The organism is Stutzerimonas sp. NM35 (assembly GCF_054604355.1).
Genome location: NZ_CM137728.1, coordinates 4,044,383 through 4,070,261 on the forward strand (window position 1 = coordinate 4,044,383; position 25,879 = coordinate 4,070,261).

Genomic DNA, 25,879 nt, shown 5'->3' on the forward strand with positions numbered 1-25,879 from the left:
GCGCAATTTAACATCACTGACCGCTCAGGTCCGAATCGAAGGGCCGGTATCCACTCACTGAGCGGACGTTCGGACACCGAGCGCCGCTGTGGATTCCAACTTCTTCTGGTTTCAGCCGGCCTGGCTTCCCGGTCGATATTGCAGGGCTTCGGCCAGATGCCGGCGACCGATGGCAGCGCTTTCTTCCAGGTCGGCCAGGGTTCGCGCAACCTTGAGGATTCGATGTGCGGCACGTAGCGATAGACCCAGTCGCTCACAGGCACGTTCCAGCCATTGCTGATCTTCGCCGCCCAGCGCGCAGTGGCTGCGCAAGCCGGCAAGGTCGAGAAAGGCATTGGCGCAGCCCTGGCGCGTCTGTTGAATCCGCCGCGCATGCGCCACGACGGCGGCGACCGTTGCGCTGCTTTCACTCGCAATGGGCGTGGCGCTGAGCGAGGTGGCTTCGCGGGCGACGGTCAGGTGCAGGTCGATGCGGTCGAGCAGTGGCCCGGAGAGTTTGCTTCGGTAGCGCTGGATCTGGTCCGGTGTGCAGCGGCAGCGACCGCCGGGGTCGCCCAGATAACCGCAGGGACAGGGATTCATCGCCGCCACCAGTTGAAAACGCGCGGGGAAACGCACCCGGTCCCGCGCACGGGCGATCACGATATGGCCACTTTCCAGAGGCTCCCTTAAAACCTCCAGCACCTTGCGATCGAACTCCGGCAACTCATCGAGAAACAGCACGCCCTGATGCGCCAGGGTAATCTCGCCGGGCTGCGGTCGGCTGCCGCCACCCACCAGCGCTGGTCCCGATGCACTGTGATGGGGCTGGCGAAACGGCCTCTGCGGCCAGTGCTCCAGCGGTGACTGGCTGGCCACCGACTGGATCGCCGCCACTTCCAGCGCCTCCTGTTCCTCCAGCGGCGGCAGCAGGCCCGGCAGGCGGCTGGCCAGCAGCGTCTTGCCGGTGCCTGGGGGGCCGCTGAAAATTAGATTATGGGCGCCTGCCGCGGCGATCAGCAGGCCGCGCTTGGCCGACAACTGCCCCTGCACGTCGGCAAGATCGGGATAGGGCAACACCTGGCGCAGCAGGCCCTGGGCCTGGTAGGCGGCGATAGGCGTCTGGCCGCTGAGGTGCGCGGCGACTTCCAGCAGGTGGTCGGCGGCGTAGACGGTCAGGCCCGAGGCCAGGCTGGCTTCCTCGGCATTGGCCCGTGGCACCAGCAGCGCGCGACCGGCTGTGCGGGCCGCCAGGGCTGCTGGCAAGACGCCCTGCACCGGACGCAGCGCGCCGGAAAGCGCCAGCTCGCCCAGGCATTCGATACCGTTCAGGCTGTCGGCGGGGATCTGGCCACTGGCGGCGAGGATGCCCAAGGCGATGGACAGGTCGAAACGCCCGCCGTCCTTGGGCAGATCGGCGGGCGCGAGGTTGAGCGTGATGCGGCGCGCGGGAAAATCGAAGCTGGACGTCAGGATGGCGCTGCGCACGCGGTCCTTGCTTTCCTTCACGGCGGTTTCCGGCAGGCCGACCAGGGTCAGCGACGGCAGACCGTTGGCGAGATGTGCCTCGACCGTGACGGATGGCGCTTCCACACCCACTTGGGCGCGGCTGTGGACGATGGCCAGGGACATTCGATCACTCCTTGATCGTGTCGCCGCTGCAGCTACTCGGCAGTAGGCGGCGTAAGTTTTTCTTCCAGCTCGGCGACCTTGGCCTCAAGCGCTTCCAGGCGGGCGCGGGTGCGGGTCAGAACCAGCATCTGGCCGTCGAACTCATCACGGCTGACCACATCGAGCTTGCTCAGGGCACTTTGCACGATGCTCTTGAAGCGGGTTTCGATTTCGGCGTTCGGCAGGGGCGTTTCGCCATTGAACAGGCGCGAGGCCTGGGAGCCGATGGCGTCGAGAAGGGCTTTGGGCGGGAACATGGTTTCACCTGTTTCTGAGCGGCGGGCAGTGTAACACGCCGGCCTGCGGCTGGTTCTGGCGGCCATGCACGATTAGCGGGCACTGCTGCGGGCATGCGGTTCGATCTGGTGCATGGGTTCTGTTTGCAGGCATCGATGAAGCCTTCAAAGCCGCAGCAACAGCGGTTTCATGGAGTTGGCATCGATTCTGCTTGGCCTGTTGCAGCGCACGCATCGCAGGGATGCGGCGCAGGTGATTCGGGATGTTTTGCCAGAGCGGCGAAAGGTGTCGGAACGGTGCCGGATTGCAGCGGCGCGTTACAAGAGCCGGACACTGAGCTTAGACTTGTCACCGGGTTCGTACTTCTGGGGCAAGTCCACCTAAACGGGAGAAGTTTTCATGAAACTAGTCACTGCCATCATCAAGCCGTTCAAGCTGGACGATGTCCGCGAGTCGCTGTCGGAAATCGGCGTACAGGGCATCACCGTTACCGAAGTCAAAGGCTTCGGTCGGCAAAAGGGACACACCGAGCTGTATCGCGGTGCGGAATATGTCGTCGACTTCCTGCCGAAGGTGAAGATCGACGTGGCGATTGCCGACGATCAGCTCGACCGCGTGATCGAGGCGATCACCAAGGCGGCCAACACCGGCAAGATCGGCGACGGCAAGATCTTCGTCGTCAACCTGGAGCAGGCCATCCGCATCCGTACCGGCGAAACCGATACCGACGCGATCTAAGCCAGGCCCACCGAACCCCACGCCCCAGGAGTGAACACCATGACTCTGCGAAAGATCGCAGGGCTAGGAGCCCTTTTGTCCCCGCATATCCCAGGCTCGCGCCTGACGCAGGCGACAACGCTCGACTCAGGCGACATGCCACGGAGGCGCACGGCCATCGGCCCGCTGCCGTTCGTGGCCATCCCCAGCCTGGTGAGCGTCCTCTGCACGGTCGGCCACAGGCTGGCCCTGGATGGCGCCTCTGCCGGTGGCCGCTCTCGCCTGCCTGATATCCGCACCGACATTCCCATCCGCGGCTCGACGTAGCGCAGCCACGCCAGGCGCACTGGCAGGCAGCAAATCCGATTTTCAAGAGTACGAACCCCCGGAGTCAGCACCGGGGTCTGGGGCCGGCTTGCCGCAAGAAAGGCGGCTGGGCGGCGACCGAACGGCGCGAGATGCGCGACAGCAAGAGGTGACACATGGACAGCACAGCTCTGATACCCGTCCAGTACGGGCTCGATACTTTCTACTTCGTCCTTTGCGGCGCCCTGGTGATGTGGATGGCAGCCGGTTTCGCCATGCTCGAATCCGGGCTGGTGCGGGCGAAGAACACGGCGGAAATCCTCACCAAGAACATCGTGCTGTATTCGGTGGCGTCGATCATGTACCTGCTGATCGGCTACTACATCATGTATTCGAGCCCCGAGGGCGGCATCCTGCCGAGCCTGGGTTTCCTGATTGGTGATGAACACGCGGTGGATGTCGTGGCCGCCGGTGGCGAGGATGCGCCGTACTACTCCGCACGCGCCGATTTCTTCTTCCAGATCGTATTCGCCGCGACCTGCATGTCGGTGGTGTCCGGTGCGGTGGCCGAGCGCATGAAGCTCTGGGCCTTCATCGCCTTCGCGGTGGTGATGACCGGGTTCATCTACCCGGTGCAGGGCTTCTGGAAGTGGGGCGGCGGTTTCCTCGATGCGGCGGGCTACATGGATTACGCCGGCTCAGGCATCGTCCACATGGCCGGCGCCAGCGCTGCGCTGGCCGGTGTCATCCTGCTCGGCGCGCGCAAGGGCAAATACGGCCCTGACGGGCAGATCAACGCCATTCCCGGTGCCAACCTGCCGCTGGCGACCCTGGGTACTTTCATCCTCTGGATGGGCTGGTTCGGCTTCAACGGCGGCTCCCAACTGCGCATGAGCACCATCGAGGACGCCAACGCCGTCGCCCAGGTCTTCACCAACACCAACATGGCTGCCGCCGGCGGCCTGGTGGCGGCGCTGATCGCCTCGCGCCTGCTGTTCGGCAAATCCGACCTGACCATGATCCTCAACGGTGCCCTGGCTGGCCTGGTCGCGATCACCGCCGAGCCGCTGACCCCGACCGCGCTGCAGGCCGTGCTGATCGGCGCGGTGGGTGGCGTGCTGGTGGTGTTCAGCATCCTCGGCATGGACAAGCTGAAGATCGACGACCCGGTCGGCGCCATCTCGGTGCATGGCGTGGTCGGTATCTGGGGCGTGCTGATCGTGCCGGCGACCAATGCCGACGCCAGTTTCGCGGCGCAGTTGCTGGGTGTGGCCTGCATCTTCGCCTGGGTGTTCATCGCCAGCCTGATCGTCTGGAGCATCATCAAGGCCATCATGGGGCTGCGAGTATCGGCAGAAGAGGAATACGAAGGTGTGGATGTCGTTGAATGCGGCCTCGAAGCCTACCCGGAGTTCACCAGCAAGAAGTGATTCCTGAGTCATGACAAGGGCGCCTTTCGGCGCCCTTTGTTTTTTCTGGCGCCGCGCTAGAATGCGCGCGTTCAGTTGCGAGGGCGCTTTCGGCATGTGGCAGCAGACGACCATCACGTTGCGCCCGCGAGCACGCGGCTTTCACCTGATCACCGATGAGCTGCTCGCGGCCCTGCCGGAACTGCAGCAATGCCGGGTTGGTCTGTTACACCTGTGGCTGCGGCACACCTCGGCCTCGTTGACCGTCAACGAGAACGCCGACGCCGCGGTCCGCCGTGATTTCGAGCGCTTCTTCAATCGGCTGGTGCCACAGGGGGTGGGTGGTTACGAGCATGACTACGAAGGGCCGGACGACTTGCCTGCACACTTCAAGGCCAGCCTGCTGGGCTGTCAGTTGAGTGTGCCGGTGGCGCAAGGGAGATTGGCGCTGGGCACCTGGCAGGGCATCTATCTCGGTGAGCACCGGGACCAGGGCGGCCCGCGACAGGTAATCGCAACGTTGCACGGGATGGCGAGTTGAATTTTTTCTTGCGATGGCGGAGATCGCGCATCGCTGGGCTATAACTTATCGCTGGCTAGGCATGAGGTTGGAACATGAGCGAAGAAGAATTAGAACAAGACGATCTGGACGTAGGCGAGGAGGATGACGGCGAAGAGCTGGGCGCCGCCGATGATGGCGACGACAGCGATGACCACGAAGGCACCGACAGCGAGCGCGCCACGCCAACGCCGAAAAAGGCCAAGGCCAAGGCGGCGGAGCCCGAGGAATTGCCCAGCCTGGAAGCCAAGCAGCGCGAACGCGATGAGCTTGCGCGGGCCATGGAGGAATACCTGGCGCGCGGTGGCCGGGTGCAGGAGGTCGAACCCAATGTGGTCGCCGACCCGCCGAAGAAGCCGGACAGCAAGTACGGCAGCCGGCCTATCTGATCGGAGCGGTGCAGCGGCGGATGACGGGCGAGGCTACTGGAAGCTTCGCCGGTAGCGCCCCAGACTTCCTCCTATGGAGCCCAGCACCGATCGGTTGCTGGGCTTTTTCGTGTGCGATTAGGGCCTGGGATCGGTTTCAGGCGCAAATATCCGAGGCGCAGGCTGTTGTAGGTCGAATTAGCCGAAGGCGTAATCCGACGATCCGAAGGTGTAAGGCGGCCATCCATGTCTGACCGCCCAGCCTTTTAACGCCCTTGGCCGCTCGCTTGTCGGGTCGGTGAAGCGTGACCCGACCTACCCGATGTGACGAACCGCCTGTGGGAGCGGTCGGGCGGCGTTTCGCTTCAGCCGCGAATTTCGCGGAGTGCTCTGGTCTGGAAAACCGCTCCCGCAAAAGCAGGATTGCTCCAGCAACACGTAACGGGCATATCGCCAATTTATTCGGCCATAGATACACAAAGGCCGAACGAGTTCGGCCCTACGGCTTGCGCCAGCTGTCGAGCAGCCCGGGCAGGTCCGCCAGGCTGCGGATCTCGGCGTCCGGCTGGTGATCGTGCTGCCACGGGATGCCGCCGGGATTGAACCAGATCGCGCGCATGCCGGCCTGTTGGGCGCCGCCGATGTCGTCGCGCGGATGATCGCCGATATGCACGGCATGGTTCGCCTCGACGCCGGCTCGTTTGAGCGCTTCGCAGAAGGGGCGGGGATCGGGCTTGCCGACGCCCAGTTCCTCGGCGCAGAGCGTGAAGTGAAAATAGTCGGCCAGCCCCAGCCGGCGCACGTCGGCGTTGCCGTTGGTCAGCACGCCGAGCATGTAGTGGTTGGCGAGCAGCTCCAGGGTCGGATGCACTTCGGGAAACAGCTGCACCGCATGCCGTGCTTCGAGAAACACCTGGAAGGCCTGCTCGGCCAGCTCGCGTGCTTCGCGCTGTGGATAGCCGGCTTCCTCCAATGCGTGACAGAGCACGCGCCGGCGCAGCTCACTGATGCGGTGGCGCAACTCCGGCTGTGCGTCCAGCAGGGTGCGGCGGATGGCGCCCAGCGCCTCGACGGAGAAATCGTTCAGACCGGGTGTGTGCCGGGCCAGCCACTCGCGCAGGGTAAGCTCGGCGCTGTGCAGGACGGGGCGCACGTCCCACAGCGTATCGTCGAGGTCGAAGGTGATCAGCCGGATGCTCATGATTCACTGTCCTGCTTGCGCTTGGCGCGCGGGTGCGCCTGATCGTAGACCTTGGCCAGGTGCTGGAAATCCAGGTGGGTGTAGATCTGCGTAGTGCCGATGTCGGCATGGCCGAGCAGATCCTGCACCGAACGCAGGTCCTGCGAGGATTCGAGCATATGGCTGGCGAAGCTGTGCCTGAGCATGTGCGGGTGCAGATGCTGGCCCAGCTCGCGCACACCGGCCTGGCGCACCCGCAGCTGCACCGCGCGCGCGCCCAGGCGGCGTCCCTGCTGGCTGACGAACACCGCGCCATCGGCGGGATTGCTCAGTGCGCGCAGCGGCAGCCAGGCCTGCAGGGCCTCGCGCGCCTTGCGCCCGACCGGCAGCACGCGCGCCTTGTTGCCCTTGCCCTGTACCTGCACCAGGCCCGCCGGCAGATCGAGCTGGTCGAGATCCAGGCCGACCAGTTCCGACAGGCGCAAACCGGACGAATAGAACAGTTCCAGCATGGCCTGGTCGCGATGGCCGATGAAGTCATCCTCGATGCCGCCATCGAGCAATTGCATGGCCCGGTCGGTGTCGAGCAGCCGGGGCAGACGCTTCTCGCCCTTGGGCGCGGAAATGCCGGCAGCCGGGTCGTGGGCGCAAAGTCCTTCCTGATTCAGGTAGCGAAACAGCCCGCGCAGCGATGACAGTAGCCGCGCCAGGCTGCGGCTGGACAGTCCCTGGCGATGCTGGTCGGCAATCAACTGGCGAACGTGGTGGGCCTTCAGATCGGACCACTGCCGCAACGATTGCCGCTCGCAATAATCGACCACCTTGAGCAGATCGCGCCGATAGCCATCCAGCGTGTGCGGCGAGACCTGCCGCTCGCTGCGCAGATGCTGGAAATAGGTGTCGAGGGCGATTTGCATGGTTAAAGCCTCAGGAGCCGATAAAAGCGCTTAAGGCTGGAAGGCTGGACGAAGAGCTTGACCGCTTTCGGTGTTGGTCGGCACGCTGTCCAGCCTCCAGCCTCCAGCCTCCAGCCTCCAGCCTCCAGCCTCCAGCCTCTTTTATCGTACCGAGCGCAGCGGCGCGGAGAAGCGCGGCAGGACGCGGGTCAGTATCTCGGCGATATAGCCCAGGAACAGGGTGCCCAGCGAACTCTTGTAATGCTGCGGGTCACGGCTGCCGATGGCCAGGATGCCCTGCTGGTGATCGAGCGCGACCACTGCGGCGGAGCCGATTTCCTTGCTGGCCTCTTCGCCGAAGAGGAAGGCCAGTTCATGCGGACGCAGCACGCCGCAAATCGTCTTGCCACCGGCCAGCAGGCCGCCAATGGCCTGCTGCGCTTCGGCCTGGCTAACGCTGCGGCCAACCGACAGCGGGGTTTCGCTGAACAGGATCAGGCTGACGAAAGGCACCTGGAACTCATGACGCAGGCTTTCATCCACGGCACCGATGACGTCCTCCAGGCTGCCTGCATCGAGCAGGTCGAGCACCAGGCGACGGGTCTTGTCGAACAGCCGGTCGTTGTCGCGCGCTACATCCATCAGTTGCGACAGGCGATGGCGCATCTCGATGTTGCGTTCGCGCAGCAGCTTCACCTGGCGTTCGACCAGCGACACGGCGCCGCCCGGAAGATGCGGAATGCGCAGCTCGGGAATCAGCTCGTCGTGATCGACGAAAAATTCCGGGTGAGCACTCAGATAGGCGGCGACGGCTTCGGCGTCGGGCAACTGTGGTTTGGCTGGGTTCTGCTCGGTCATAGGCGAACCTGTCCTTCGTAAACGCGAACGGCGGGGCCGGTCATGATAACGGGCTGTCCGGAACCTGCCCATTCGATGGACAGACGGCCACCGGGAAGGTCGATCTGCACCGGCGAATCCATCCAGCCCTGGCGAATCGCGGCTACGGCGGCGGCGCAGGCGCCGGTGCCGCAGGCCTGGGTTTCGCCCGCGCCGCGTTCCCAGACGCGCAACCGCGCATGCTGACGATCGAGGACCTGCAGGAAGCCGGCATTGACCCGTTGCGGAAAGCGCGGGTGATGTTCGATCTTCGGCCCCAGCTCATACACCGGGGCGCTGTCGATGTCGCTCACGCGCAACACGGCATGGGGATTGCCCATGGAAATCGCGGCGATCTCCAGCGTCTGGCCATCGACGCTCAGCGGGTAGCTCAAGGCTTCGCTGTCCGCCTGAAACGGAATCTCGCCCGGCACCAGCCGTGGCGGGCCCATGTCGACGCCGATCTGGCCGTCGGCACGCAGGTTCAGCTCGATGATGCCGCCCTTGGTCTCCACGCGTATCCGGCGCTTGGTGGTCAGGCGCTTGTCCAGCACGAAGCGGGCGAAGCAGCGCGCGCCGTTGCCGCACTGCTCCACTTCCGAGCCGTCGGCATTGAAGATGCGATAGCGGAAGTCGACATCGGGATCGTGCGGCGGCTCGACCAGCAGCAGCTGGTCGAAGCCCACGCCGGTATGCCGGTCGCCCCATTGCCGGGCGTGCTTGGGCTGGATGTGCGCGTGCTGGCTGATCAGGTCGATGACCATGAAATCGTTGCCCAGCCCGTGCATCTTGGTGAAGCGCAGAAGCATCGTCTTGGCCTCAGGCGGGCAGCAGGCTTTCGCCGGCGTAGAGCTCCTGCACACTTTCGCGGCGGCGCACTTCGAAAGCCTGGTCACCGTCCACCAGCACCTCGGCGGCACGACCGCGGGTGTTGTAGTTGGAACTCATGACGAAGCCATAGGCACCGGCTGAACGCACGGCCAGCAGATCGCCTTCGGCCAGGGCCAGTTCACGGTCCTTGGCGAGGAAATCCCCGGTTTCGCAGATCGGCCCGACGATGTCGTACGGACGGCCTTCGCCTTCGCGCGGTTGCACCGGCACCACGTCCATCCAGGCCTGGTACAGCGCCGGGCGGATCAGGTCGTTCATCGCCGCGTCGACGATGGCGAAATCCTTGTGCTCGGTGTGCTTGAGGTATTCCACGCGGGTCAGCAGCACGCCGGCGTTGGCGACGATGGAGCGGCCCGGCTCGAATACCAGTGCCAGGTCGCGGCCCTCGATGCGCTGGCGCACGGCCTGGATGTAGTCGCCGGCCAGCGGTGGCTGCTCGTCGCGGTAGCGCACGCCGAGGCCGCCGCCCAGATCCAGATGACGAATGTGGATGCCGCGTGCGGCCAGGCGGTCGATCAGGCCCAGCAGCCGGTCCAGCGCATCGAGGAAGGGCGGCAGGGTGGTCAGCTGCGAGCCGATATGGCAATCGACGCCGACCACTTCCAGGTTGCTCAGCTCGTTGGCGCGGACATAGACCGCTTCGGCATCGGCGATGGCGATGCCGAACTTGTTTTCCTTGAGCCCGGTGGAGATGTACGGATGGGTGCCGGCATCCACGTCCGGGTTGACCCGCAGCGATACCGGCGCGACGAGATCGAGCTCGGCGGCGACCTGCTGCAGGCGTTCGAGCTCGTCGGTGGATTCGACGTTGAAGCAGTGCACGCCCACTTCCAGCGCGCGGCGCATGTCGTCGCGGGTCTTGCCGACGCCGGAGAAGACGATGCGCTCCGGCTGGCCGCCAGCGGCCAGCACGCGCTCCAGTTCACCGCGCGAGACGATGTCGAAGCCGGCGCCCAGGCGCGCCAGCACGTTGAGCACGCCGAGATTGGAGTTGGCTTTTACCGCGAAGCAGACCAGGTGCGGCATGCCCGACAGTGCGTCGGCATAGGCCCGGTACTGCGCTTCGATGTGCGCGCGGGAATAGACGTAGGTGGGGGTGCCGAAGCGTTGCGCGAGAGCGGACAGTGCCACGCCCTCCGCGAAGAGTTGACCGTCGCGGTACGAGAAGGCCTCCATGGTGATGCCTCCTTACAGTTCGAATCGGTCTTTGGAACGTTCTTTGACGGTGGCCTCGTCATCCGGCAGGTACAGCGGGCCTTTCTGGCCGCAGCCGGTGAGTACGGAACTCAGCACGGCAAGGGCGATAAGAGGAAGCAGCAGACGCTTCATGGGGCGAAATCCTTGAAAAAACGAATGCCGCGAGTATACCCAGCGCTCGGTGGATTGCCTATGTGAGCGGCAGATGAGCGACAGGCCTGATAAGCTCGCCGGCGTATTGCGGCTGCGGGCCGCCCTCTCAGTCAGCAGGAAAACGATCCATGAGCCTTAGCGAAGCGCGCTACCACGACCTTGTCGATGCGGTACAGGAAGAAATCGAAGATGTGTTCGACCACAGCGGTCTGGATGTCGATCTGGAGAACTCCGGTGGCGTGCTGACCGTGCGTTTCGAGAACGGCAGTCAGCTGATCTTCAGTCGCCAGCCGCCGCTGCGCCAGCTCTGGGTTGCCGCGCGCTCGGGCGGCTTCCATTTCGACTATGACGAAACCGCTGCGTTGTGGATCTGCGACGCCAATGACGAGCGTCTGGGCGAGCTGCTGAACCGGGTCGTGCTGGAGCAGGGCGGCGAGGCGCTCGACTTCGAGGAGCTCTGAACGCGACGCCTTCTGCGCAGGCGCTGTGACCTTGTCCCACTTGCTTATTTAATAGGCTGTGATAGGGTCTCGTTCAGGTTTAAAAACCCCGCCTTCGGGCGGGGTTTTTGCTTTTTCCCATCTGACTTAACGCTGGAGCTTGCCAGGACCCATGACCACTGCACCGTCAATCATAATCACCAAACCCGATCTTCAGCGGCTGGAGCGGCTGCTCGATAGCCTGGATGATTACGGTCCGGCCGCCGAAGCGCTTGAGCAGGAGTTGTCCCGTGCCCAGGTGGTCGAGCGTAGCGAGCTGCCCGCCGGTGTGGTGTCGATGAACTCCCGTGTGCATTGCCGCGAGGAAGGTAGCGGCAAGGATTACCACCTGACGCTGGTTTTCCCTCAGGATGCCGGCAAGGAAGGCACCGTATCGGTACTGGCGCCGGTCGGTACTGCACTGTTGGGCATGACCGTAGGTCAGCATATCGACTGGCCGACGCCCGGTGGCAAGGTACTCAAACTGGCCCTGCTGGAAGTCGAATACCAGCCCGAGGCCGCTGGCGATCTCAATCTGTAAGCAGCGCTACGGCACCAGAGATCAGCTGGCCGCCATGGCCTGATTGAGCGCCGCTTCAAGATGGGCCTTGTAGCGCAGGTACTGCACCGTCTGCGAGCGCCCGCCGCCATGCAGCGCCGAAAGGTCCAGATCGGTGATGTAGCAGGGATAGCGCTCGCCCATGCGGCGCTGGGCCAGGATGTAGCGGGCCACGGCGACGAACAGGCCGCTGCCGTATTCCAGGCTGGAAAACTCCTGATGATTGCAATACAGGGTGACCTGCGAGCGGCTCCGCTCGCCGGGTTCGACGATCGCTTGCACATCATGCAGCGGATCGTTCACCTCGATGCGCGGCGGGTTGCGGCGTTCTACCCAGGCAGGGCGCTCGCCAAGGGCCGGCATGATTCGATAGAAGAGTGTTTCCATCGTCGCGATACCGGCTTCGTCCAGCGCCCCCTGTGCGCTGCGGCGATGCTCCATGGATTGCAGGAAGCGCCGTAGCGGCGTCAGCAGGCTCTGCTCGTCACGATAAGGCAGCCGCTGGCGCCACAGTGCGTTGTACTCGTCCAGTACGCTCAGCTCAGCCTGATCACCTTCGATGCGGTAGAAAATCTGCAAACAATCCATTTCGCTCTGTGCCAAGACCAGCGGCAGATCATGGCCGGCCAGCAGGTTGCGATCCAGATGCAGTGGACGGTGACGATGATGGGCTTCGCCCAGATACTCGATCAGTGCGCCGACGTCGTTGAGCTCGATATGACGTATCTGTCCCGACAGCAGTTCGAACACATGGAACTGTTGCCTGACCTGCAGCAGGTAGCGGCTGTCATTCATCTCGCCGAGCGCCTGTTGGCTATCGCGGAGAATGTCTTCCACCCGCCGCGCAATAGCGGGCCCGGTCTGCGGGGAAAAGCAGCGAACCTGCAGTTCGGGGCGGTTGCCTGCGGACAGGCTGACGAGATAGCTGCTCAGGCAGCTGGCCAGTGCCAGCGGGCCGGTGTGATGGCTGACGATCAGTTCGTTCCAGCTGTTTAGCGTGAGCTGGTCGATGCTCAGGACCAGGTTTTCCCGTGGCGTATCGTAGCCGGGCAGGACTGCGTCCCTCGATGCCGGTGCGTGTTTCGGCTTGAACGGGTCGACCCCGGCGTTGATCAGCAGCAGCACCTGGGTGGGCACGGCAGCGGTGAGTAGAGTCTCTTCGCTGACGGCAGGGGGCGGCATTGGCATCGCCTGTCGCAGGCCGCTGAGCAGGGCGAACAGCTCGGTTTCGGACATGCCGCTGTCGCCTGGATGGAGGGAGACATGCGTGGCCCTGCCGATGATGCCATTGAGATGGCACCAGCCCAGCAGGGAGATCAACTCGCGGGTGCGTTTCAGGGGTGAAAAGTTGGCAATTTCCCTGGCATGCAGGCTGCCTTCGTAAAGCGCCCAGGACAGGTCGCCGGCAGCGTCGCAGCCCTGCGCCAGGGTCAGCTGGTCCTCGGCGATGTCTGGCGAGATGCCCAGGTTGATCGCTTCGATCTTGCCGGCCTTGCGCTCGATGGCCGCCTGCAGGCGTCTGCCGAGTACGCCGAGGTCGCGTTCGTCGATGCTGCTGGCGATCTGCTGACAGCGGGCGAATTCGCTGAGAAAGCGGTAGGCATAGGTCAGTTCGTTGACCAGCGCTCGCCGTTCCTGCTCGACCTGGCGGGTCTTCCAGCGCCCGCGCCGATCCAGCTGGAGGAACTGGCGTTCGTCCCAGCTCCAGTCGCGACTCAGGCGTTCGAGCAGGCAGCGCTGCCAGCTTTTCCTGTGCCGGGTCGGTGGCCGGCTCAGAGGCTTGTTGATCTTCAGGTACAGGCAGCGGCGCAGCAGCGCCAGGCGTTCCTGGTCGCCGCGCTCGGCAAGATAGCCCTCGATGCGGCGGTAGGCGGCGATATAGGGATCGAGTTCGTCCAGTTCCAGATGCCCGCGATAGACGGCCCGCTTGAAGTCCAGGCTGAGGCAGCGCAGCTGCGGATGCTCGTTGGCATAGACTTCGATCAGCAGCAGTTTGAACAGCGACTTGTAAGGGGCTTCGAGCGCCTTGTACAGCTGCCACAGGCCCGCACCGAGGTATTCGCCTGCTGGAATGCTGCCGAGATTGCCCAGGTCCAGCACCTCCTCGGCGCGCACGAAGCGCTTGCTGAGCAGGGTGCGGACGTACTCGTCGTAACGATGCTCCTCGTAGTCGGGCACCAGCCACCAGAGCGGCGTGCATCCGCCGAGCCAGATGGCGGTGCGGTAGAACTCGTCCAGCAGCAGATAGTGCTGGGTAGTACCGCAATCCTCGGTAGTCAGCCTTGTCTCGCGCTGGCCCTGGACGAAACGCTCCGGATTGATCAGGAAGAAATGCGCTTCGCTGCCCAGGCTCGCGGCCCAGGCCTGCAGCATTTCGCATTTCCTGCGCAGCTCGTCGAGCTGTTGCGGCGACAGCTGCGGGTCGTGGCAAACCCAGACGTCCACATCGCTTTGTTCTTCCTGGGCGATGGTGCCCAGGCTGCCCATGAGGAACAGGCCCTGAATCGGCTGGGATGGCTTGCCACGCTGGGGCTTGTGAGAGAACGAGCGGCTCAGGCGCTGTGCCTCGGCCAGTATCTCGGCGTCCGGTTCGAACTCTGCCAGCCCGGCAGGCACGCTGGCGGAAACATAGCCGGGAAGGATCGGATGGTTGACGTGAAACAGCAGCGGCAACAGCTTGAGTACCGGCTGCTGGCGTGGCGACAGGATTTCCAGTGCCCGCTCCAGGCGCCCCCGGTTGATCGTCAGAAAGCGCGTGCGCAACGTCGCCAGCACCTTGCGGTCGATGCCGTCTTCGAGAATCGGGTGGATTTCAGGGATCATTTCGTACAGGTCGCGGGGGCTTGCACTCGTCATCGGCTAGTGATTGCCGCGCTTGAGGGCGGTGCGACGAGTGGTGTTCAGGCTGCTGCGGCTCAAGGGATCGTGGCGACGACGGCGCGGCGCCGCCACGAACCGGTTCAGGCCTCTACCGTCTCGGCGAGGATGGTCAGCAGCGTCTGTGCCTGCTCAGCCGCATCGCGACCCAGGCTGGTGAGATAGCCGCCGTCGGGCTGGCTGGTCAACCCCTTCTGGTGCAGGCGTTCGAAGGCGGCGATGGTGGATGGGCTGGCGTTGTGGTGAACCTTGAGGCCTTCCTGGAGATTTTCCAGGTTGAACTGGCACAGTACGTCCAGTTCGGCGATTCGCTCGGGGGTATACGACATGCTCGTTCCTCGGGTGGTGGGCGCTGGCCCTGTGTGCTGAGTGTAATCGGAGAAGGTAACCCTGGCTTGATCCACGTCTGGCAGGCTGTTGGGACTTCGGTTATTCAGGCAGCTCGGGCAGGTTGCGCAGCATGCTTTCGTAGGCCTGGGCGTCGAACGGTCGATCATCGGCGAGCATCTGGCGGATCTCCTGCGCCAGCACCAGCGCCATCATGTGCAGGCTCTCCTCGCGCTCGTAGCCGACCAGCGTCAGCTTGTTCAGCGTGGCCTGGGCCACTGCTGGCTCACCGGCTTGCAGCTGGTTCTCGATGGCCTGGATCAGGGTTGATTCGGCGAAGGCTTCGTCATCTTGCGGTTCGGACATGGCGCGGTTCTCGGGTGGCGCGGGATTTTCTTCATCCAGCTGACAAAGGGTGCAGCTGCCGTCATCCGGGCGGCTGGTTTCGATGTAGCGTACCCGTCGATTGCCGCTCTGGCGATTGGCATCGACGCGAAAGCGTGGGCGGTCCGGTTTCGACATGGCAGTTTCCCTTGATTGATGGTCTTCGGCGCCGTCGCGCAGCACTTCAGTCGATAAAGCTCAGCACCAGGCACAGCAGACCGAATACCGACCATACCAGCGAGAAGATCAGTGGCGTGCGTAGCGAAAACAACAGCGTGCGCTTGTAGCGCTTGCCGCCTGCGGGGCTGTCGCCTTCGCCGAACAACGCCGACTCATTGTTCGGCAGTATGCCGACGTGACCCTCTCGTTGCAGCAGTTCAGCCTGCTTCTGGTGCCAGCGTTCGATGACCTCGAAGTTGGACTTGATGCCCGGCATCGCATGCAGGGAGGTGATCAGGCCCAGCAGTGCCAGCACCGCCGGAACCACCAGGCGGAACAGGTTGCCCCAGTCCGGATTGCTGTTGGCCATCGTCGACGCGAAGGCGATCATCAGGAAGGACTGCGAGGACAGGTAGGCGCTGGTTCGTTCGGCCAGCAAAGATGATTCGAAGTGGATTTCCGAGCGGTAGAAGACCAGGCGCTCCTTGGGCGACTCGAAGAGCTCGCCACCCTGGGTGTCCTGGTTCAGCAACAGTGTACGAAGGTCAGTCATGCCGGTTCCGGTGAGGTTCAATAGAACAAGCGGATTTCGCCAGCCAATGCTTGTAGGTCCCGTGCCTGGCTCTGGAGTTCCGGCACCGGGCTCAGCGGTCTGCCGATAAGTGACGCGAGCTGTCGGGCCGGGTATCGCGGCACTGCCAGAGCAGCACGGCCAGCGCCAGATAGGCCAGCGCCCAGCAGCCGGCGGCGAGCAGCAGCCAGCCTGTCTGTTGCCATCCGAGCAGCGCCGGGACGATACGCGCCAGCGCCGCCAGGCTGATCAGCAGCGCCAGTGGATGAATCCAGCGCCGCGCGGCAGGGTCGCGAAAGCGCTGGACCAGCCGCGTGCGCGCCATCACGGCGAAGGTCAGGCTGCCCAGCGCGCCGATGCTCAGGGCATGCAGCGTGGCGGTCGCAGGCAGGCTAGGAAGCAGCGCGCTCAGGCCGAGCAGCAGCAGGCCGAGGGTGAGCCAGGCATAGCCGAGCAGCAGTACCAGCAGGTCCATCCGCGTGTGGCAGTGCCAGGGCTGCCAGCGCAACAGCCGAATGGCGGTGAGCACGCTGGCGGCAATCAGGATGGCGCCGGCCAGGCGCTGCAGCAGCAGCCAGGGCAGCGGTGCGAGCAGCAGCGCGAGGGCCAGCAGGATCAGCACGGCGCCTTCCAGCTGTGGCTGTACGCGGGCCTCCAGCCGTCGCCCTTGGTTCTGCGCGTGGCCGGCGAGCGCTGGCGCGATGATCCGCCCACCCATGAAGAACAGCAGGGCGGCGAGCAGCAGCAGTGCCTCGTGCTGCAACAGGCGAACCAGATCCTGATCGAGGCCGCTGGCAGTGATGGCGCTGAGCAGCGCGAGCCCGCCGACCACCGGCGCGACGGACTGGTTGCGCCACTTCTTCGCCGCGCTGACAAAGCGCGGCAGCACCTTCCAGGCGAGCCCGGCGGCGAACAGCAGGCCAGCGCCGAGCGCCAGCCAGGAGCCGGGCCAGAAAACCGAGCCGAGCCTCGCCAGTAACCAGCAGCCCAGCAGCGCAAGCGTCAGGCGCAGCGGCTGCGGGCCGAGCAGGTAGCCGGCGATCACCGCCAGGGCGAAGCCGAAGAGCATCTCCTGGGCATGTCCGGCGGGCGTGGTCAGCCCTGGCAGGGCGGGGATCAGGCCGAGCAGGCCCAGCACCGAGACAGGCAGCAGCAGTGCCGCATACAGGGCGGCGGCGGGGAAGAACCAGGCGCTGGCGAAGGGCAGACGCGGTTTGCGCGGGTGCATTGCCTCTCCCGAATCAGGCGCGCTTGAACGGCTGCTCAACCTGCAGCGAACGCCGTCAATGCGTCGCCGGCAAGGCGGTAGCCGATCCACTCGTTCTGGGGTTTGGCGCCGATGGAATCGTAGAAGTCGATGGCCGGCTGATTCCAGTCCAGCACCGACCACTCGAAGCGACCGCAGCCGCGCGCCACCGCCAGTCTGGCCAGGTGGCGCAACAGCGCCTTGCCGGCGCCGACGCCGCGCTGCTGCGGGGCGACGTACAGATCCTCCAGATACAGGCCGTGCCTGCCCAGCCAGGTCGAGTAATTGAAGAAATAAACCGCATAGCCGATGGGTTCGCCGTCCAGTTCGCAGATCAAGCCATGGGCGCTACCGCCTTCGGCGAACAGGCTGTTCTCGATACCGGCGACATCGGTCCTGACCTCGTGTTCGGCCTTTTCGTAGATGGCCAGATCGGTGATGAAGCGCAGGATCAGTGCGGCGTCTTCGCGTACCGCGGGGCGGATGTTGAGCGACATGGCAGGAATTCCTGAGAGTTATCGGGCTGGCAGCCTGGCCAGGAAGTCGTCGATGGCCTGGCGCGAGTCCAGACGCAGGTAATGGCGATGGGCCGGGGCGTTGCGCATTTCCTCGCCATAACGCTGGCGGTACTTGGCATGGCGCGTCCACGACCAGGCCAGGATCGACTGCTCGGGCTCGAGGCTGAACAGATTGGTCCAGCGCTCGCGGTTGCCGTTCCACAGCACCTGGCGCCTGAACAGGCGCCTTAGCGTGCGCCACAGCACCTGATGCATCACGGTGGGGCGCGGCAGGTCCAGCCAGATCACCATGTCGGCCTGTTCGAGAATCTGCGGGCGAACGGCGGAGTAGTTGCCTTCGACCACCCAGCCATCGCTCTTGATGGCCTCGGCTACGGCCTGCTGGAAGGCGGCGGTCGGCAGTGGCTGCCAGCCGGGCTGGTGATACAGCGCATCCAGCTCGATATGGCGATAACCGAGCCGATGCGCCAGCCGGCGTGACAGCGTGGTCTTGCCGGCACCCGAACAGCCGACCACCGAGATACGGCGACCGGGTGCGATCATCGCGAAGCGAGCAGTGCTTTGCCGCGCTCGACGGCGGCGCGCACCTGATTCGGCGCGGTGCCGCCGATATGGTCGCGGGCGTTCACCGAGCCTTCCAGGGTCAGCACGGCGAACACGTCGTCGTCGATCTGCTCGCTGAAGCGGCGCAGTTCGTCCAGGCTCATTTCGGCCAGGTCCTTGCCGCTGTCCACGCCGTATTTCACCGCGTGGCCGACGATTTCGTGGCAGTCGCGGAACGGCAGGCCACGGCGCACCAGGTAGTCGGCCAGATCCGTGGCGGTGGAGAAGCCGCGCAGCGCCGCTTCGCGCATGATCTCGCGCTTCGGGCGGATCGCCGGAACCATGTCGGCGAAGGCGCGCAGCGAGTCGCGCAGGGTGTCGGCGGCGTCGAACAGCGGTTCCTTGTCTTCCTGGTTGTCCTTGTTGTAGGCCAGCGGCTGGCCCTTCATCAGCACCAGCAGGCCGCTCAGCGCGCCGAACACGCGACCGGTCTTGCCACGTACCAGCTCGGGTACGTCGGGGTTCTTCTTCTGCGGCATGATCGAGCTGCCGGTGCAGAAGCGGTCGGGCAGGTCGATGAACTGGAACTGCGCGGACGTCCACAGCACCAGCTCTTCGGAGAAGCGCGACAGGTGCATCATCGCCAGCGAGGCGGCGGCGCAGAATTCGATGGCGAAGTCGCGATCCGAGACGCCATCCAGGGAATTGCCGGAGATCGCTTCGAAACCCAGCAGTTCGCAGGTGATCTCCCGCTGGATCGGGTAGGTGGTGCCGGCCAGCGCCGCCGAGCCCAGCGGCATGCGGTTGGTGCGCTTGCGGCAGTCGACCAAGCGCTCGTAGTCGCGCGAGAGCATCTCGAACCAGGCCAGCAGGTGATGGCCGAAGGTCACCGGCTGGGCGGTCTGCAGGTGGGTGAAACCGGGCATGATGGTGTCGGCCTCGGCTTCGGCCAGGCCCAGCAGGCCCTGCTGCAGACGGGTGATTTCGTCGAGGATGAGGTCGATTTCGTCGCGCAGCCACAGGCGGATGTCGGTGGCCACTTGGTCGTTGCGCGAGCGCCCGGTGTGCAGCTTCTTGCCGGTGACGCCGATGCGGTCGGTCAGGCGCGCCTCGATGTTCATGTGCACGTCTTCCAGGTCGACGCGCCAGTCGAAGCGGCCGGCCTCGATCTCGGCCTGGATGTCCTTGAGATTGGCGATGATCTGGTCGCGCTCATCGCTGCTCAGCACGCCGGCCTTTTCCAGCATGGTGGCGTGGGCGATCGAGCCCATGATGTCGTGGCGGTACAGGCGCTTGTCGAACTCGACGGAGGCGGTGAATCGGGCGACGAAGGCGTCGACGGGCTCGCTGAAACGGCCGCCCCAGGACTGGTTGGTCTTGTCGGTGCTCATGAATGCGCTCGCTGAAATCGGGAACTGTAAAAACGCGGATGATAACAGGGTTGGCGGGTGACTCGGAGGCGCGGCGAACAGTGAGCTGCGCAGCATTTCCGAACTTTGTCGTCAACTCCGTGCGCGGGTGCCTTGCGGTCGTGCCGAGGCCCGCCGACACTGCCGGCATGCAAACAATCCCGCAAAAAACCGCGCGCCCGATGGCTGCGGTGGATGATTTCTTCGTGCCCGAGCTGTGCCAGCCCGAGGCGCTGCTCGGCCTGGTGTTGCTGGCCGAGCTGCTGGTGCTGGTACTGGTGCTGGCCCAGCCGATGCAGCCGGGCTTCGACTGGGTACGGCTGGCGCTGACGTCACTGTTCGTGCAGTGGGTGATGCTGCTTTCGGTCGGGCTTACCTGCCGGCTGCGATCACTGCTGGCCAGGCTGTCGCCCTGGCTAGCCGGGCTCGCCTGCTGCGCGCTGGTGGTGGGCCTGACGCTGGCCTGCACGGCGGTTGCCGATATCTATCAACTGGGCGGGCCGCTGCCGCGCGAGGGCGAGGTGAACCTGTATCTGCGCCATGCGTTGATCGGCCTGATCATGTCGGGCCTGCTGCTGCGTTATTTCTACCTGCAGAGCCAGTGGCGACGTCAGGAACAGGCCGAGTTGCGCGCGCGCATCGAGTCGCTGCAGGCGCGGATTCGCCCGCACTTCCTGTTCAACAGCCTGAACAGCATCGCCAGCCTGGTGGCAACCGATCCGCGACAGGCCGAGCAGGCGGTGCTGGACCTTTCCGATCTGTTTCGCGCCAGTCTGGCCCGGCCCGGTACGTTGGTGCCCTGGCGCGAAGAGCTGGAGTTGTCGCGACGTTACCTGTCCATCGAACACTACCGCCTCGGTGAGCGGTTACAGGTGGAGTGGCAGGTGGATGGCGTGCCGGATGACCTGCCCATTCCGCAACTGACCCTGCAACCGTTGCTGGAAAATGCGCTGATCCACGGCATCCAGCCGCGCATCGAGGGCGGTACGGTTGGCGTGACGGCCTATTATGCCGATGGCGTTTTTCATTTGCAGGTCAGCAATCCCTTCGACGGGACCGCTCAAGCACAGCCTTCCCGGGGCACCCGGCAGGCGCTGCACAATATAGACGCACGACTAACGGCACTTTTCGGCCCTGCGGCGAGTCTCAGCGTGGAGTGGCGTAACGCCCGTTACTACACGTGTCTACGCTATCCATGTACGACACAAAAGCAGGAAGCCTGATCCATATGAATGTGCTGATTGTCGATGACGAACCTCTGGCACGCGAGCGCCTCGGTCGCCTGGTAGGTGAACTTGACGGCTATCGTGTCCTGGAGCCTTCTGCCAGCAATGGCGAAGAAGCCCTCACCCTGATCGAGGAGCTGCGGCCTGATATCGTTCTGCTGGATATCCGCATGCCGGGCCTCGATGGCCTGCAGGTCGCGGCGAAACTGTGCGAACGTGATGCGCCGCCGGCGGTGATCTTCTGTACCGCCCATGACGAATTTGCCCTTGAAGCGTTCCAGGTCAGTGCGGTCGGCTATCTGGTCAAGCCGGTACGCCCGGAGCATCTGGCCGAGGCGCTGAAAAAGGCCGAGCGCCCGAACCGCGTCCAGCTCGCGGCGCTGACCCGGCCCGCGGCGATTGCCGGCAGCGGCCCGCGCAGCCATATCAGCGCCCGCACGCGCAAGGGCATCGAGCTGATTCCGCTGGCTCAGGTGATCTACTTCATTGCCGATCACAAGTACGTCACCCTGCGGCACGAGAACGGCGAGGTGCTGCTGGATGAGCCACTGAAAGCGCTGGAAGATGAATTTGGCGAGCGTTTCGTGCGCGTTCACCGTAATGCGCTGGTCTACCGCGACCGCATCGAGCGCCTGCAGCGCACCCCGCTTGGCCATTTCCAGCTGTTTCTCAAGGGACTCGAAGGCGAGCCGCTGACCGTCAGCCGCCGACATGTCGCGGGTGTGCGCAAGTTGATGAATACGCTATAGCAGCTCCTGGCTTGAAGCTGCTTCCTTGATTCCTGCCAAACCAGTGACAGGGCCGGGCCTGTTATCATCACCGGCAATTCACTGTTCTGGAATTGCCCATGTCTCGCGAAATCCGCATCGCCACCCGCAAGAGTGCCCTGGCCCTGTGGCAGGCCGAATACGTCAAGGCGCGCCTCGAAGCCGAACACCCCCATGTGACGGTCAGCCTGGTGCCCATGGTCAGCCGTGGCGACAAGCTGCTGGATGCGCCGCTGGCGAAGATCGGCGGCAAGGGCCTGTTCGTCAAGGAGCTGGAAACCGCGTTGCTGGAGAACGAGGCCGATATCGCCGTGCATTCCATGAAGGACGTGCCGATGGAGTTCCCTGAGGGGCTCGGCCTGTACTGCATCTGCGAGCGTGAAGACCCGCGCGATGCCTTCGTCTCCAACAGCTTCGAGGATTTCGCCGCGCTGCCGGCGGGCGCGGTGGTCGGCACCTCCAGCCTGCGCCGTCAGGCCCAACTGCTGGCGCGGCGTCCGGACCTGAAAATCCAGTTCCTGCGTGGCAACGTCAACACCCGCCTGGCCAAGCTGGATGCCGGCGAGTACGACGCCATCATCCTCGCCGCCGCCGGGCTGATCCGTCTTGGCTTCGGTGAGCGCATCCGTTCCAGCATCGGCGTCGAGGACAGCCTGCCGGCAGGCGGGCAGGGCGCTGTCGGTATCGAATGCCGTACCGGCGACAGCGAACTGCATCAGTTGCTGGAATGCCTGAATCACCCCGAGACCGCGCTGCGCGTCACCGCCGAACGTGCGCTGAACCGTCATCTGAATGGCGGCTGCCAGGTGCCCATCGCCTGCTATGCCGTGCTCGAAGACGACCAGCTCTGGCTGCGTGGCCTGGTCGGCCAGCCGGATGGCGAAGTGCTGCTGCGTGCCGAAGGCCGGGCGCCCGCCGCGGAGGCCGAAGCGCTGGGCGTGCGTATCGCCGAAGAACTGCTGGCGCAGGGCGCCGGAAAAATCCTTCAGGACATCTACGGCGAGGCCGGCAAGGCGTGAGCGGCTGGCGTCTGCTGCTGACGCGCCCGGCTGACGAGTGCGTCGCGCTGTCGGCTGCGCTGTCGGCAGAAGGTATCCAGAGTAGCAGCCTGCCGCTGCTCGCCATCGAAGCGCTGCCGGAAACGCCCGAACAGCGCGCGACCATGCTCGAACTGGATCGCTACTGCGCGGTGGTGGTGGTGAGCAAGCCGGCGGCCAGGCTGGGGCTGGAGTTGCTGGATCGTTACTGGCCACAGCCGCCGCACGCGCAGGTCTGGTTCAGTGTCGGCGGCGCCACCGGTGCGCTGCTGGAAGACTTTGGTCTGGATGCCAGCTGGCCGCTCAGCGGCGACGATAGCGAAGCACTGCTGGCCTTGCCTCGCTTCAACGAGGTGCTGGAGGCCGCAACGGACCCCAAAGTGCTGATCCTGCGTGGTCAGGGCGGTCGCGAGCACCTGGCCGATACCCTCTGCAGCCGGGGCGTCCAGGTAGACAAACTGGAACTCTATCGGCGCTACCTGCCGGAGTATCCGCCCGGAACGCTGATCGAAACCCTGCGCTCGCAGCGACTCAATGCACTGCTGGTCAGCAGCGGCCAGGGGCTGGAGTCGTTGCACGCGCTGGCGGGTTCGGACTGGCCCGAACTTTGTGAGCTACCCTTGTTCGTACCCAGTCCCCGCGTTGCAAAAATGGCTGAAGCGCTGGGCGCGAAAAAAATAGTGGACTGCCGCGGTGCCGGAATCGCGGCTTTGCTGGCGGCGCTGCGGGCAACCCCCGAGCCCGCTTAACGATGCAAAGGATGGAAATGTGAGCGAAGTAGAGTCCGACAAGACGCCTCGGCAACCCTCGAAGCCGGAACCCGTTACCCCCGCCAGGGAAAATCCATCGAGCACAGCGACCGGCACCACACAGACCGGCACCACGCACAAGAACACGAATGGTCGCGGCGCGTTGGCCAGTCTGGCCCTGCTGGTGGGCATGGCCGGTCTGGCCGCCGGCGGCTACAGCCTCTGGCAGATGCAGCAACTGGCCGGCCAGGAACAGCAGCAGATCGAGCGCGTGCAGGCCGCCCAGCAGCAGACGGCGCAGCTGAACGAGCGCAGCCAGCAACTGGCCACGCGCCTGACACGCCTGGAGCAATTGCCCACGGCGGAGCAGCTGGGCGAGCAGCGGCGTTTGCTGGCGGAACTGCAAAGCGATCAGCAGCGGCTTTCCGGGCGTGTCGAACAGGTGCTGGGCGCCAGTCGCGAGCAATGGCAGCTGGCCGAAGCCGAGCACCTGCTGCGCATGGCCATGCTGCGTCTGTCGGCCATGCAGGATGTGAACAGCGCCGTTTCGCTGGTCGAAGAGGCGGACCTGATCCTGCGGCGGCAGGATGATCCGGGCGCCTACGCCGCCCGGCAGAAGCTGCTGGAAGGTCTGGAGGCCTTGCGCAGCCTGCCCGAACTGGACCGTACCGGCCTGTTCCTGCAGCTTGGCGCCCTCGGCGGCCAGACCAACCAGCTGAGCGCCCTGGCGCCGGAGTTCCAGCTTGGCCAGGCCCGCGAGAGCCAGGGCGACAGTCGCTGGCGGCAGTGGTTGGACGAGCTGACTCGCTACGTGCGGATCGATTTCAATGCGGGCACCGACGTCAAGCCGCTGCTGGCCGGGCAAAGCCTGGGGCAGGTGCGACTGGCCCTTTCGCTGGCCATCGAGCAGGCGCAATGGGCCGTGCTCAACGGCAACACCGAGGTCTATCGGCAGTCGCTGGCCCAGGCCGTGCGCCTGATCGAGGATCACTTCAACGAAGACAACGGTCAGAGCCGTGGGCTGCGCGACCGCATCGAAGCGCTGTCCGCGCGGCAGGTATCGGTCACCCTGCCGGATCTTGCTCCTGCGCTGCAGACCCTGCAGGTCTATGTGCAGAAGCGCCAGACCGGCAAGAGCGACGAGGCGGACGAAGCGCCTGCCGGCGAAGGCGAACAGGCGAGTGAAGAGGATGTGCGCTCATGAAGCGGCTGGCCCTGTTCCTTATCGTTCTGCTGGCCATTGTCGGCGCCGTCGGCTGGGCCGTCTCGAAGGACGCCGGCTATGTCCTGATCAGCTATGACCGCTTTCGCTACGAGTCGAGCCTCTGGGTTCTGCTCGGGCTGCTGGCCTGCCTCTGGCTGCTGAGCGTGCTTGTGCACTGGGTTCTGGGTCTGTTGCAGGCGTCCGGTGCGCTGGTCAATCCCTGGTCGCGCCGTCATCGCGAGCGCCGTATCGCCAAGGCATCGCGCAGCGGACTGCGCGAGCTGGCCGAAGGCCAGTGGAGCAACGCGCTCGTTCATCTGCGGGTCGCCGCCGAGCATGACCGGCAGCCGCTGGTGCATTACCTGGGCGCTGCCCGGGCAGCCAGTGAGCTGGGTGAGCATGAGCAGAGCGACGAACTGCTGCGCCGTGCGCGCGAGCGTGAACCCGAAGCCGGCCTGGCCATCGGCCTGACCCAGGCGCAGCTGCAGATCGCCAGGGGCCAGTATGCCGAGGCGCGGGAAACGCTGAACGGACTGCATGACGAGCATCCGCGTCATCATCAGGTGCTGACCCTGCTGCAACAGCTCTATGTGCAGCTGCGCGACTGGCCCGCCCTGTGCCGCCTGCTTCCGGAGCTGCGCAAGCACCGTGTACTGTCACCGGCACGCCTGAGCGAACTGGAGCTGCTGGCGTGGACGGCGGCCATCGAACAGTCTGTGCTGCTTCCCGAAGCAACTGCCGAAGAAGCCCGGCAGGCGCTCGGGCAGCGCTGGCAGAGCGTGCCGAACAGTCTGCGCAACGAGCCCGCGCTGGTACGCGCCTATGCCGATGGCCTCGCGCGCCTCGGAGATGAGGTCAGGGCAGAAGAGGTTCTTCATGCGGCGCTCAAGCGGCAGTTCGATGACCGTCTGATCGAGCGCTATGGGCGTGTCTTGGGGCGTGAGCCGTCGCGGCAGCTGAATCATGCCGAAGGCTGGCTGAAGGATCATCCGGACAATGCCGAGCTGCTGCTGGCGCTGGCCCGGCTGAGCCTGCGCAACGAACTCTGGGGCAAGGCGCGCGACTATTTCGAAGCCAGCCTGCGTCTGGAGCACCGCCCGCAAACCTGCGCCGAACTGGCTCGGCTGCTGGCGCGACTCGGTGACAAGGAACGCAGCAACCGGCTGTTTCAGGAGGGGCTCGGGTTGGTCGAGGGGGCGGGCGACAGCCGATTGCCGGTAATCAGCAACAGTTAGCAACAGCTACAGGCGCCTGAGGGCGCCTGTTGTCACGATCAGGGCGATTGCGCTATGCCGTTATGCTGCGATGGTCGTTCGATAAAAGCGCTGAAGGCTGGACGAAAAAACGCCATGTGCGCTCGAACCTGGATCGCTTGTCGTTCAGCC

29 protein-coding genes are annotated in these 25,879 nt (G+C 64.7%); 13 read left to right on the forward strand and 16 right to left on the reverse strand.

Annotated features, from left to right (window positions below):
* Positions 1 to 111 precede the first annotated feature (111 nt).
* Positions 112 to 1,611 (reverse strand): YifB family Mg chelatase-like AAA ATPase, encoded by a 1,500-nt coding sequence (locus ACYCFC_RS18655; RefSeq protein WP_459652545.1) that lies wholly within the window; start codon positions 1,609 to 1,611, stop codon positions 112 to 114.
* 32 nt (positions 1,612 to 1,643) lie between these two features.
* Positions 1,644 to 1,907, reverse strand: coding sequence for an accessory factor UbiK family protein (locus ACYCFC_RS18660; protein ID WP_181082799.1), 264 nt, complete (start codon positions 1,905 to 1,907; stop codon positions 1,644 to 1,646).
* A 379-nt stretch (positions 1,908 to 2,286) separates the two neighbouring features.
* Between ACYCFC_RS18660 and glnK the strand changes: the two genes are divergently transcribed.
* The 5 genes from glnK (at position 2,287) to sutA (ending at position 5,267) form a co-directional block, all read left to right on the forward strand.
* A complete protein-coding gene (glnK, locus tag ACYCFC_RS18665) occupies positions 2,287 to 2,625 on the forward strand; it encodes a P-II family nitrogen regulator (protein ID WP_003096476.1) in 339 nt (112 codons plus the stop codon).
* Between the two features lie 75 nt (positions 2,626 to 2,700).
* Positions 2,701 to 2,931, forward strand: coding sequence for a hypothetical protein (locus ACYCFC_RS18670; RefSeq protein WP_459652546.1), 231 nt, complete (start codon positions 2,701 to 2,703; stop codon positions 2,929 to 2,931).
* Between the two features lie 155 nt (positions 2,932 to 3,086).
* Positions 3,087 to 4,340, forward strand: coding sequence for an ammonium transporter (locus tag ACYCFC_RS18675; RefSeq protein ID WP_181082801.1), 1,254 nt, complete (start codon positions 3,087 to 3,089; stop codon positions 4,338 to 4,340).
* 94 nt (positions 4,341 to 4,434) lie between these two features.
* Complete coding sequence (locus ACYCFC_RS18680) at positions 4,435 to 4,860, forward strand: secondary thiamine-phosphate synthase enzyme YjbQ (RefSeq protein ID WP_181082918.1); 426 nt, start codon at positions 4,435 to 4,437, stop codon at positions 4,858 to 4,860.
* Between the two features lie 74 nt (positions 4,861 to 4,934).
* Positions 4,935 to 5,267: a transcriptional regulator SutA gene (gene sutA / locus ACYCFC_RS18685; RefSeq protein WP_181082802.1), complete on the forward strand. Its 333-nt coding sequence runs from the start codon at positions 4,935 to 4,937 to the stop codon at positions 5,265 to 5,267.
* 478 nt (positions 5,268 to 5,745) lie between these two features.
* Here sutA and ACYCFC_RS18690 read toward each other — a convergent pair whose 3' ends face one another.
* The 6 genes from ACYCFC_RS18690 to lptM all read right to left on the reverse strand — a co-directional run bounded on the left by ACYCFC_RS18690 (position 5,746) and on the right by lptM (position 10,418).
* Positions 5,746 to 6,447 (reverse strand): HAD family hydrolase, encoded by a 702-nt coding sequence (locus ACYCFC_RS18690; RefSeq protein WP_459652547.1) that lies wholly within the window; start codon positions 6,445 to 6,447, stop codon positions 5,746 to 5,748.
* Positions 6,444 to 7,343 (reverse strand): tyrosine recombinase XerC, encoded by a 900-nt coding sequence (gene xerC / locus ACYCFC_RS18695; RefSeq protein ID WP_459652548.1) that lies wholly within the window; start codon positions 7,341 to 7,343, stop codon positions 6,444 to 6,446. Before xerC ends, ACYCFC_RS18690 begins: the two co-directional genes overlap by 4 nt.
* 141 nt (positions 7,344 to 7,484) lie before the next feature.
* Positions 7,485 to 8,180: a DUF484 family protein gene (locus ACYCFC_RS18700; protein WP_181082805.1), complete on the reverse strand. Its 696-nt coding sequence runs from the start codon at positions 8,178 to 8,180 to the stop codon at positions 7,485 to 7,487.
* Positions 8,177 to 9,007, reverse strand: coding sequence for a diaminopimelate epimerase (gene dapF / locus ACYCFC_RS18705; protein ID WP_459652549.1), 831 nt, complete (start codon positions 9,005 to 9,007; stop codon positions 8,177 to 8,179). The genes ACYCFC_RS18700 and dapF overlap by 4 nt, the downstream gene beginning before the upstream one ends.
* Positions 9,008 to 9,017: 10 nt before the next feature.
* Positions 9,018 to 10,265 (reverse strand): diaminopimelate decarboxylase, encoded by a 1,248-nt coding sequence (gene lysA / locus ACYCFC_RS18710; protein ID WP_459652550.1) that lies wholly within the window; start codon positions 10,263 to 10,265, stop codon positions 9,018 to 9,020.
* Positions 10,266 to 10,277: 12 nt separating this feature from the next.
* Complete coding sequence (gene lptM, locus ACYCFC_RS18715) at positions 10,278 to 10,418, reverse strand: LPS translocon maturation chaperone LptM (RefSeq protein WP_181082808.1); 141 nt, start codon at positions 10,416 to 10,418, stop codon at positions 10,278 to 10,280.
* 149 nt (positions 10,419 to 10,567) lie between these two features.
* On the opposite strand from lptM, the gene cyaY reads away from it, so the two are divergent.
* Together cyaY and rnk are read left to right on the forward strand one after the other, a co-directional pair.
* The gene (cyaY, locus tag ACYCFC_RS18720) at positions 10,568 to 10,900 is read left to right on the forward strand and encodes an iron donor protein CyaY (protein ID WP_181082809.1); all 333 of its coding nucleotides are present in this window, start codon (positions 10,568 to 10,570) and stop codon (positions 10,898 to 10,900) included.
* A gap of 151 nt (positions 10,901 to 11,051) precedes the next feature.
* Positions 11,052 to 11,459 (forward strand): nucleoside diphosphate kinase regulator, encoded by a 408-nt coding sequence (rnk, locus tag ACYCFC_RS18725; protein ID WP_181082810.1) that lies wholly within the window; start codon positions 11,052 to 11,054, stop codon positions 11,457 to 11,459.
* Positions 11,460 to 11,480: 21 nt separating this feature from the next.
* On the opposite strand, the gene ACYCFC_RS18730 is transcribed toward rnk, so the two are convergent.
* The 8 genes from ACYCFC_RS18730 to argH form a co-directional block, all read right to left on the reverse strand.
* Positions 11,481 to 14,333 carry a class I adenylate cyclase gene (locus tag ACYCFC_RS18730; RefSeq protein ID WP_459652551.1) on the reverse strand — a complete coding sequence of 951 codons (2,853 nt, stop codon included), beginning with the start codon at positions 14,331 to 14,333 and terminating at the stop codon, positions 11,481 to 11,483.
* A 104-nt stretch (positions 14,334 to 14,437) separates the two neighbouring features.
* Positions 14,438 to 14,683 (reverse strand): TIGR02647 family protein, encoded by a 246-nt coding sequence (locus ACYCFC_RS18735; RefSeq protein WP_181082811.1) that lies wholly within the window; start codon positions 14,681 to 14,683, stop codon positions 14,438 to 14,440.
* A 100-nt stretch (positions 14,684 to 14,783) separates the two neighbouring features.
* Positions 14,784 to 15,203, reverse strand: coding sequence for a hypothetical protein (locus ACYCFC_RS18740; protein WP_181082812.1), 420 nt, complete (start codon positions 15,201 to 15,203; stop codon positions 14,784 to 14,786).
* Positions 15,204 to 15,249: 46 nt separating this feature from the next.
* On the reverse strand, positions 15,250 to 15,777 hold the full coding sequence (locus tag ACYCFC_RS18745; protein WP_181082813.1) for a hypothetical protein: 528 nt from the start codon (positions 15,775 to 15,777) through the stop codon (positions 15,250 to 15,252).
* Positions 15,778 to 15,868: 91 nt separating this feature from the next.
* Positions 15,869 to 17,023 carry an NnrS family protein gene (locus tag ACYCFC_RS18750; RefSeq protein ID WP_459652552.1) on the reverse strand — a complete coding sequence of 385 codons (1,155 nt, stop codon included), beginning with the start codon at positions 17,021 to 17,023 and terminating at the stop codon, positions 15,869 to 15,871.
* 35 nt (positions 17,024 to 17,058) lie between these two features.
* Positions 17,059 to 17,538 carry a GNAT family N-acetyltransferase gene (locus tag ACYCFC_RS18755; protein WP_181082815.1) on the reverse strand — a complete coding sequence of 160 codons (480 nt, stop codon included), beginning with the start codon at positions 17,536 to 17,538 and terminating at the stop codon, positions 17,059 to 17,061.
* An 18-nt stretch (positions 17,539 to 17,556) separates the two neighbouring features.
* A complete protein-coding gene (locus ACYCFC_RS18760; RefSeq protein ID WP_459652553.1) occupies positions 17,557 to 18,102 on the reverse strand; it encodes an AAA family ATPase in 546 nt (181 codons plus the stop codon).
* Positions 18,099 to 19,493: an argininosuccinate lyase gene (gene argH, locus ACYCFC_RS18765; protein ID WP_459652554.1), complete on the reverse strand. Its 1,395-nt coding sequence runs from the start codon at positions 19,491 to 19,493 to the stop codon at positions 18,099 to 18,101. The genes ACYCFC_RS18760 and argH overlap by 4 nt, the downstream gene beginning before the upstream one ends.
* 167 nt (positions 19,494 to 19,660) lie before the next feature.
* On the opposite strand from argH, the gene ACYCFC_RS18770 reads away from it, so the two are divergent.
* The 6 genes from ACYCFC_RS18770 (at position 19,661) to ACYCFC_RS18795 (ending at position 25,729) form a co-directional block, all read left to right on the forward strand.
* The gene (locus tag ACYCFC_RS18770; protein ID WP_459652555.1) at positions 19,661 to 20,734 is read left to right on the forward strand and encodes a sensor histidine kinase; all 1,074 of its coding nucleotides are present in this window, start codon (positions 19,661 to 19,663) and stop codon (positions 20,732 to 20,734) included.
* Between the two features lie 5 nt (positions 20,735 to 20,739).
* Complete coding sequence (locus ACYCFC_RS18775) at positions 20,740 to 21,486, forward strand: LytR/AlgR family response regulator transcription factor (RefSeq protein ID WP_181082819.1); 747 nt, start codon at positions 20,740 to 20,742, stop codon at positions 21,484 to 21,486.
* Between the two features lie 98 nt (positions 21,487 to 21,584).
* The gene (gene hemC / locus ACYCFC_RS18780) at positions 21,585 to 22,523 is read left to right on the forward strand and encodes a hydroxymethylbilane synthase (protein WP_459652556.1); all 939 of its coding nucleotides are present in this window, start codon (positions 21,585 to 21,587) and stop codon (positions 22,521 to 22,523) included.
* Complete coding sequence (locus ACYCFC_RS18785) at positions 22,520 to 23,290, forward strand: uroporphyrinogen-III synthase (protein WP_459652557.1); 771 nt, start codon at positions 22,520 to 22,522, stop codon at positions 23,288 to 23,290. The genes hemC and ACYCFC_RS18785 overlap by 4 nt, the downstream gene beginning before the upstream one ends.
* 19 nt (positions 23,291 to 23,309) lie before the next feature.
* On the forward strand, positions 23,310 to 24,494 hold the full coding sequence (locus ACYCFC_RS18790) for a uroporphyrinogen-III C-methyltransferase (RefSeq protein WP_459652558.1): 1,185 nt from the start codon (positions 23,310 to 23,312) through the stop codon (positions 24,492 to 24,494).
* Positions 24,491 to 25,729 carry a heme biosynthesis HemY N-terminal domain-containing protein gene (locus tag ACYCFC_RS18795; RefSeq protein ID WP_459652559.1) on the forward strand — a complete coding sequence of 413 codons (1,239 nt, stop codon included), beginning with the start codon at positions 24,491 to 24,493 and terminating at the stop codon, positions 25,727 to 25,729. Before ACYCFC_RS18790 ends, ACYCFC_RS18795 begins: the two co-directional genes overlap by 4 nt.
* Positions 25,730 to 25,879 lie beyond the last annotated feature (150 nt).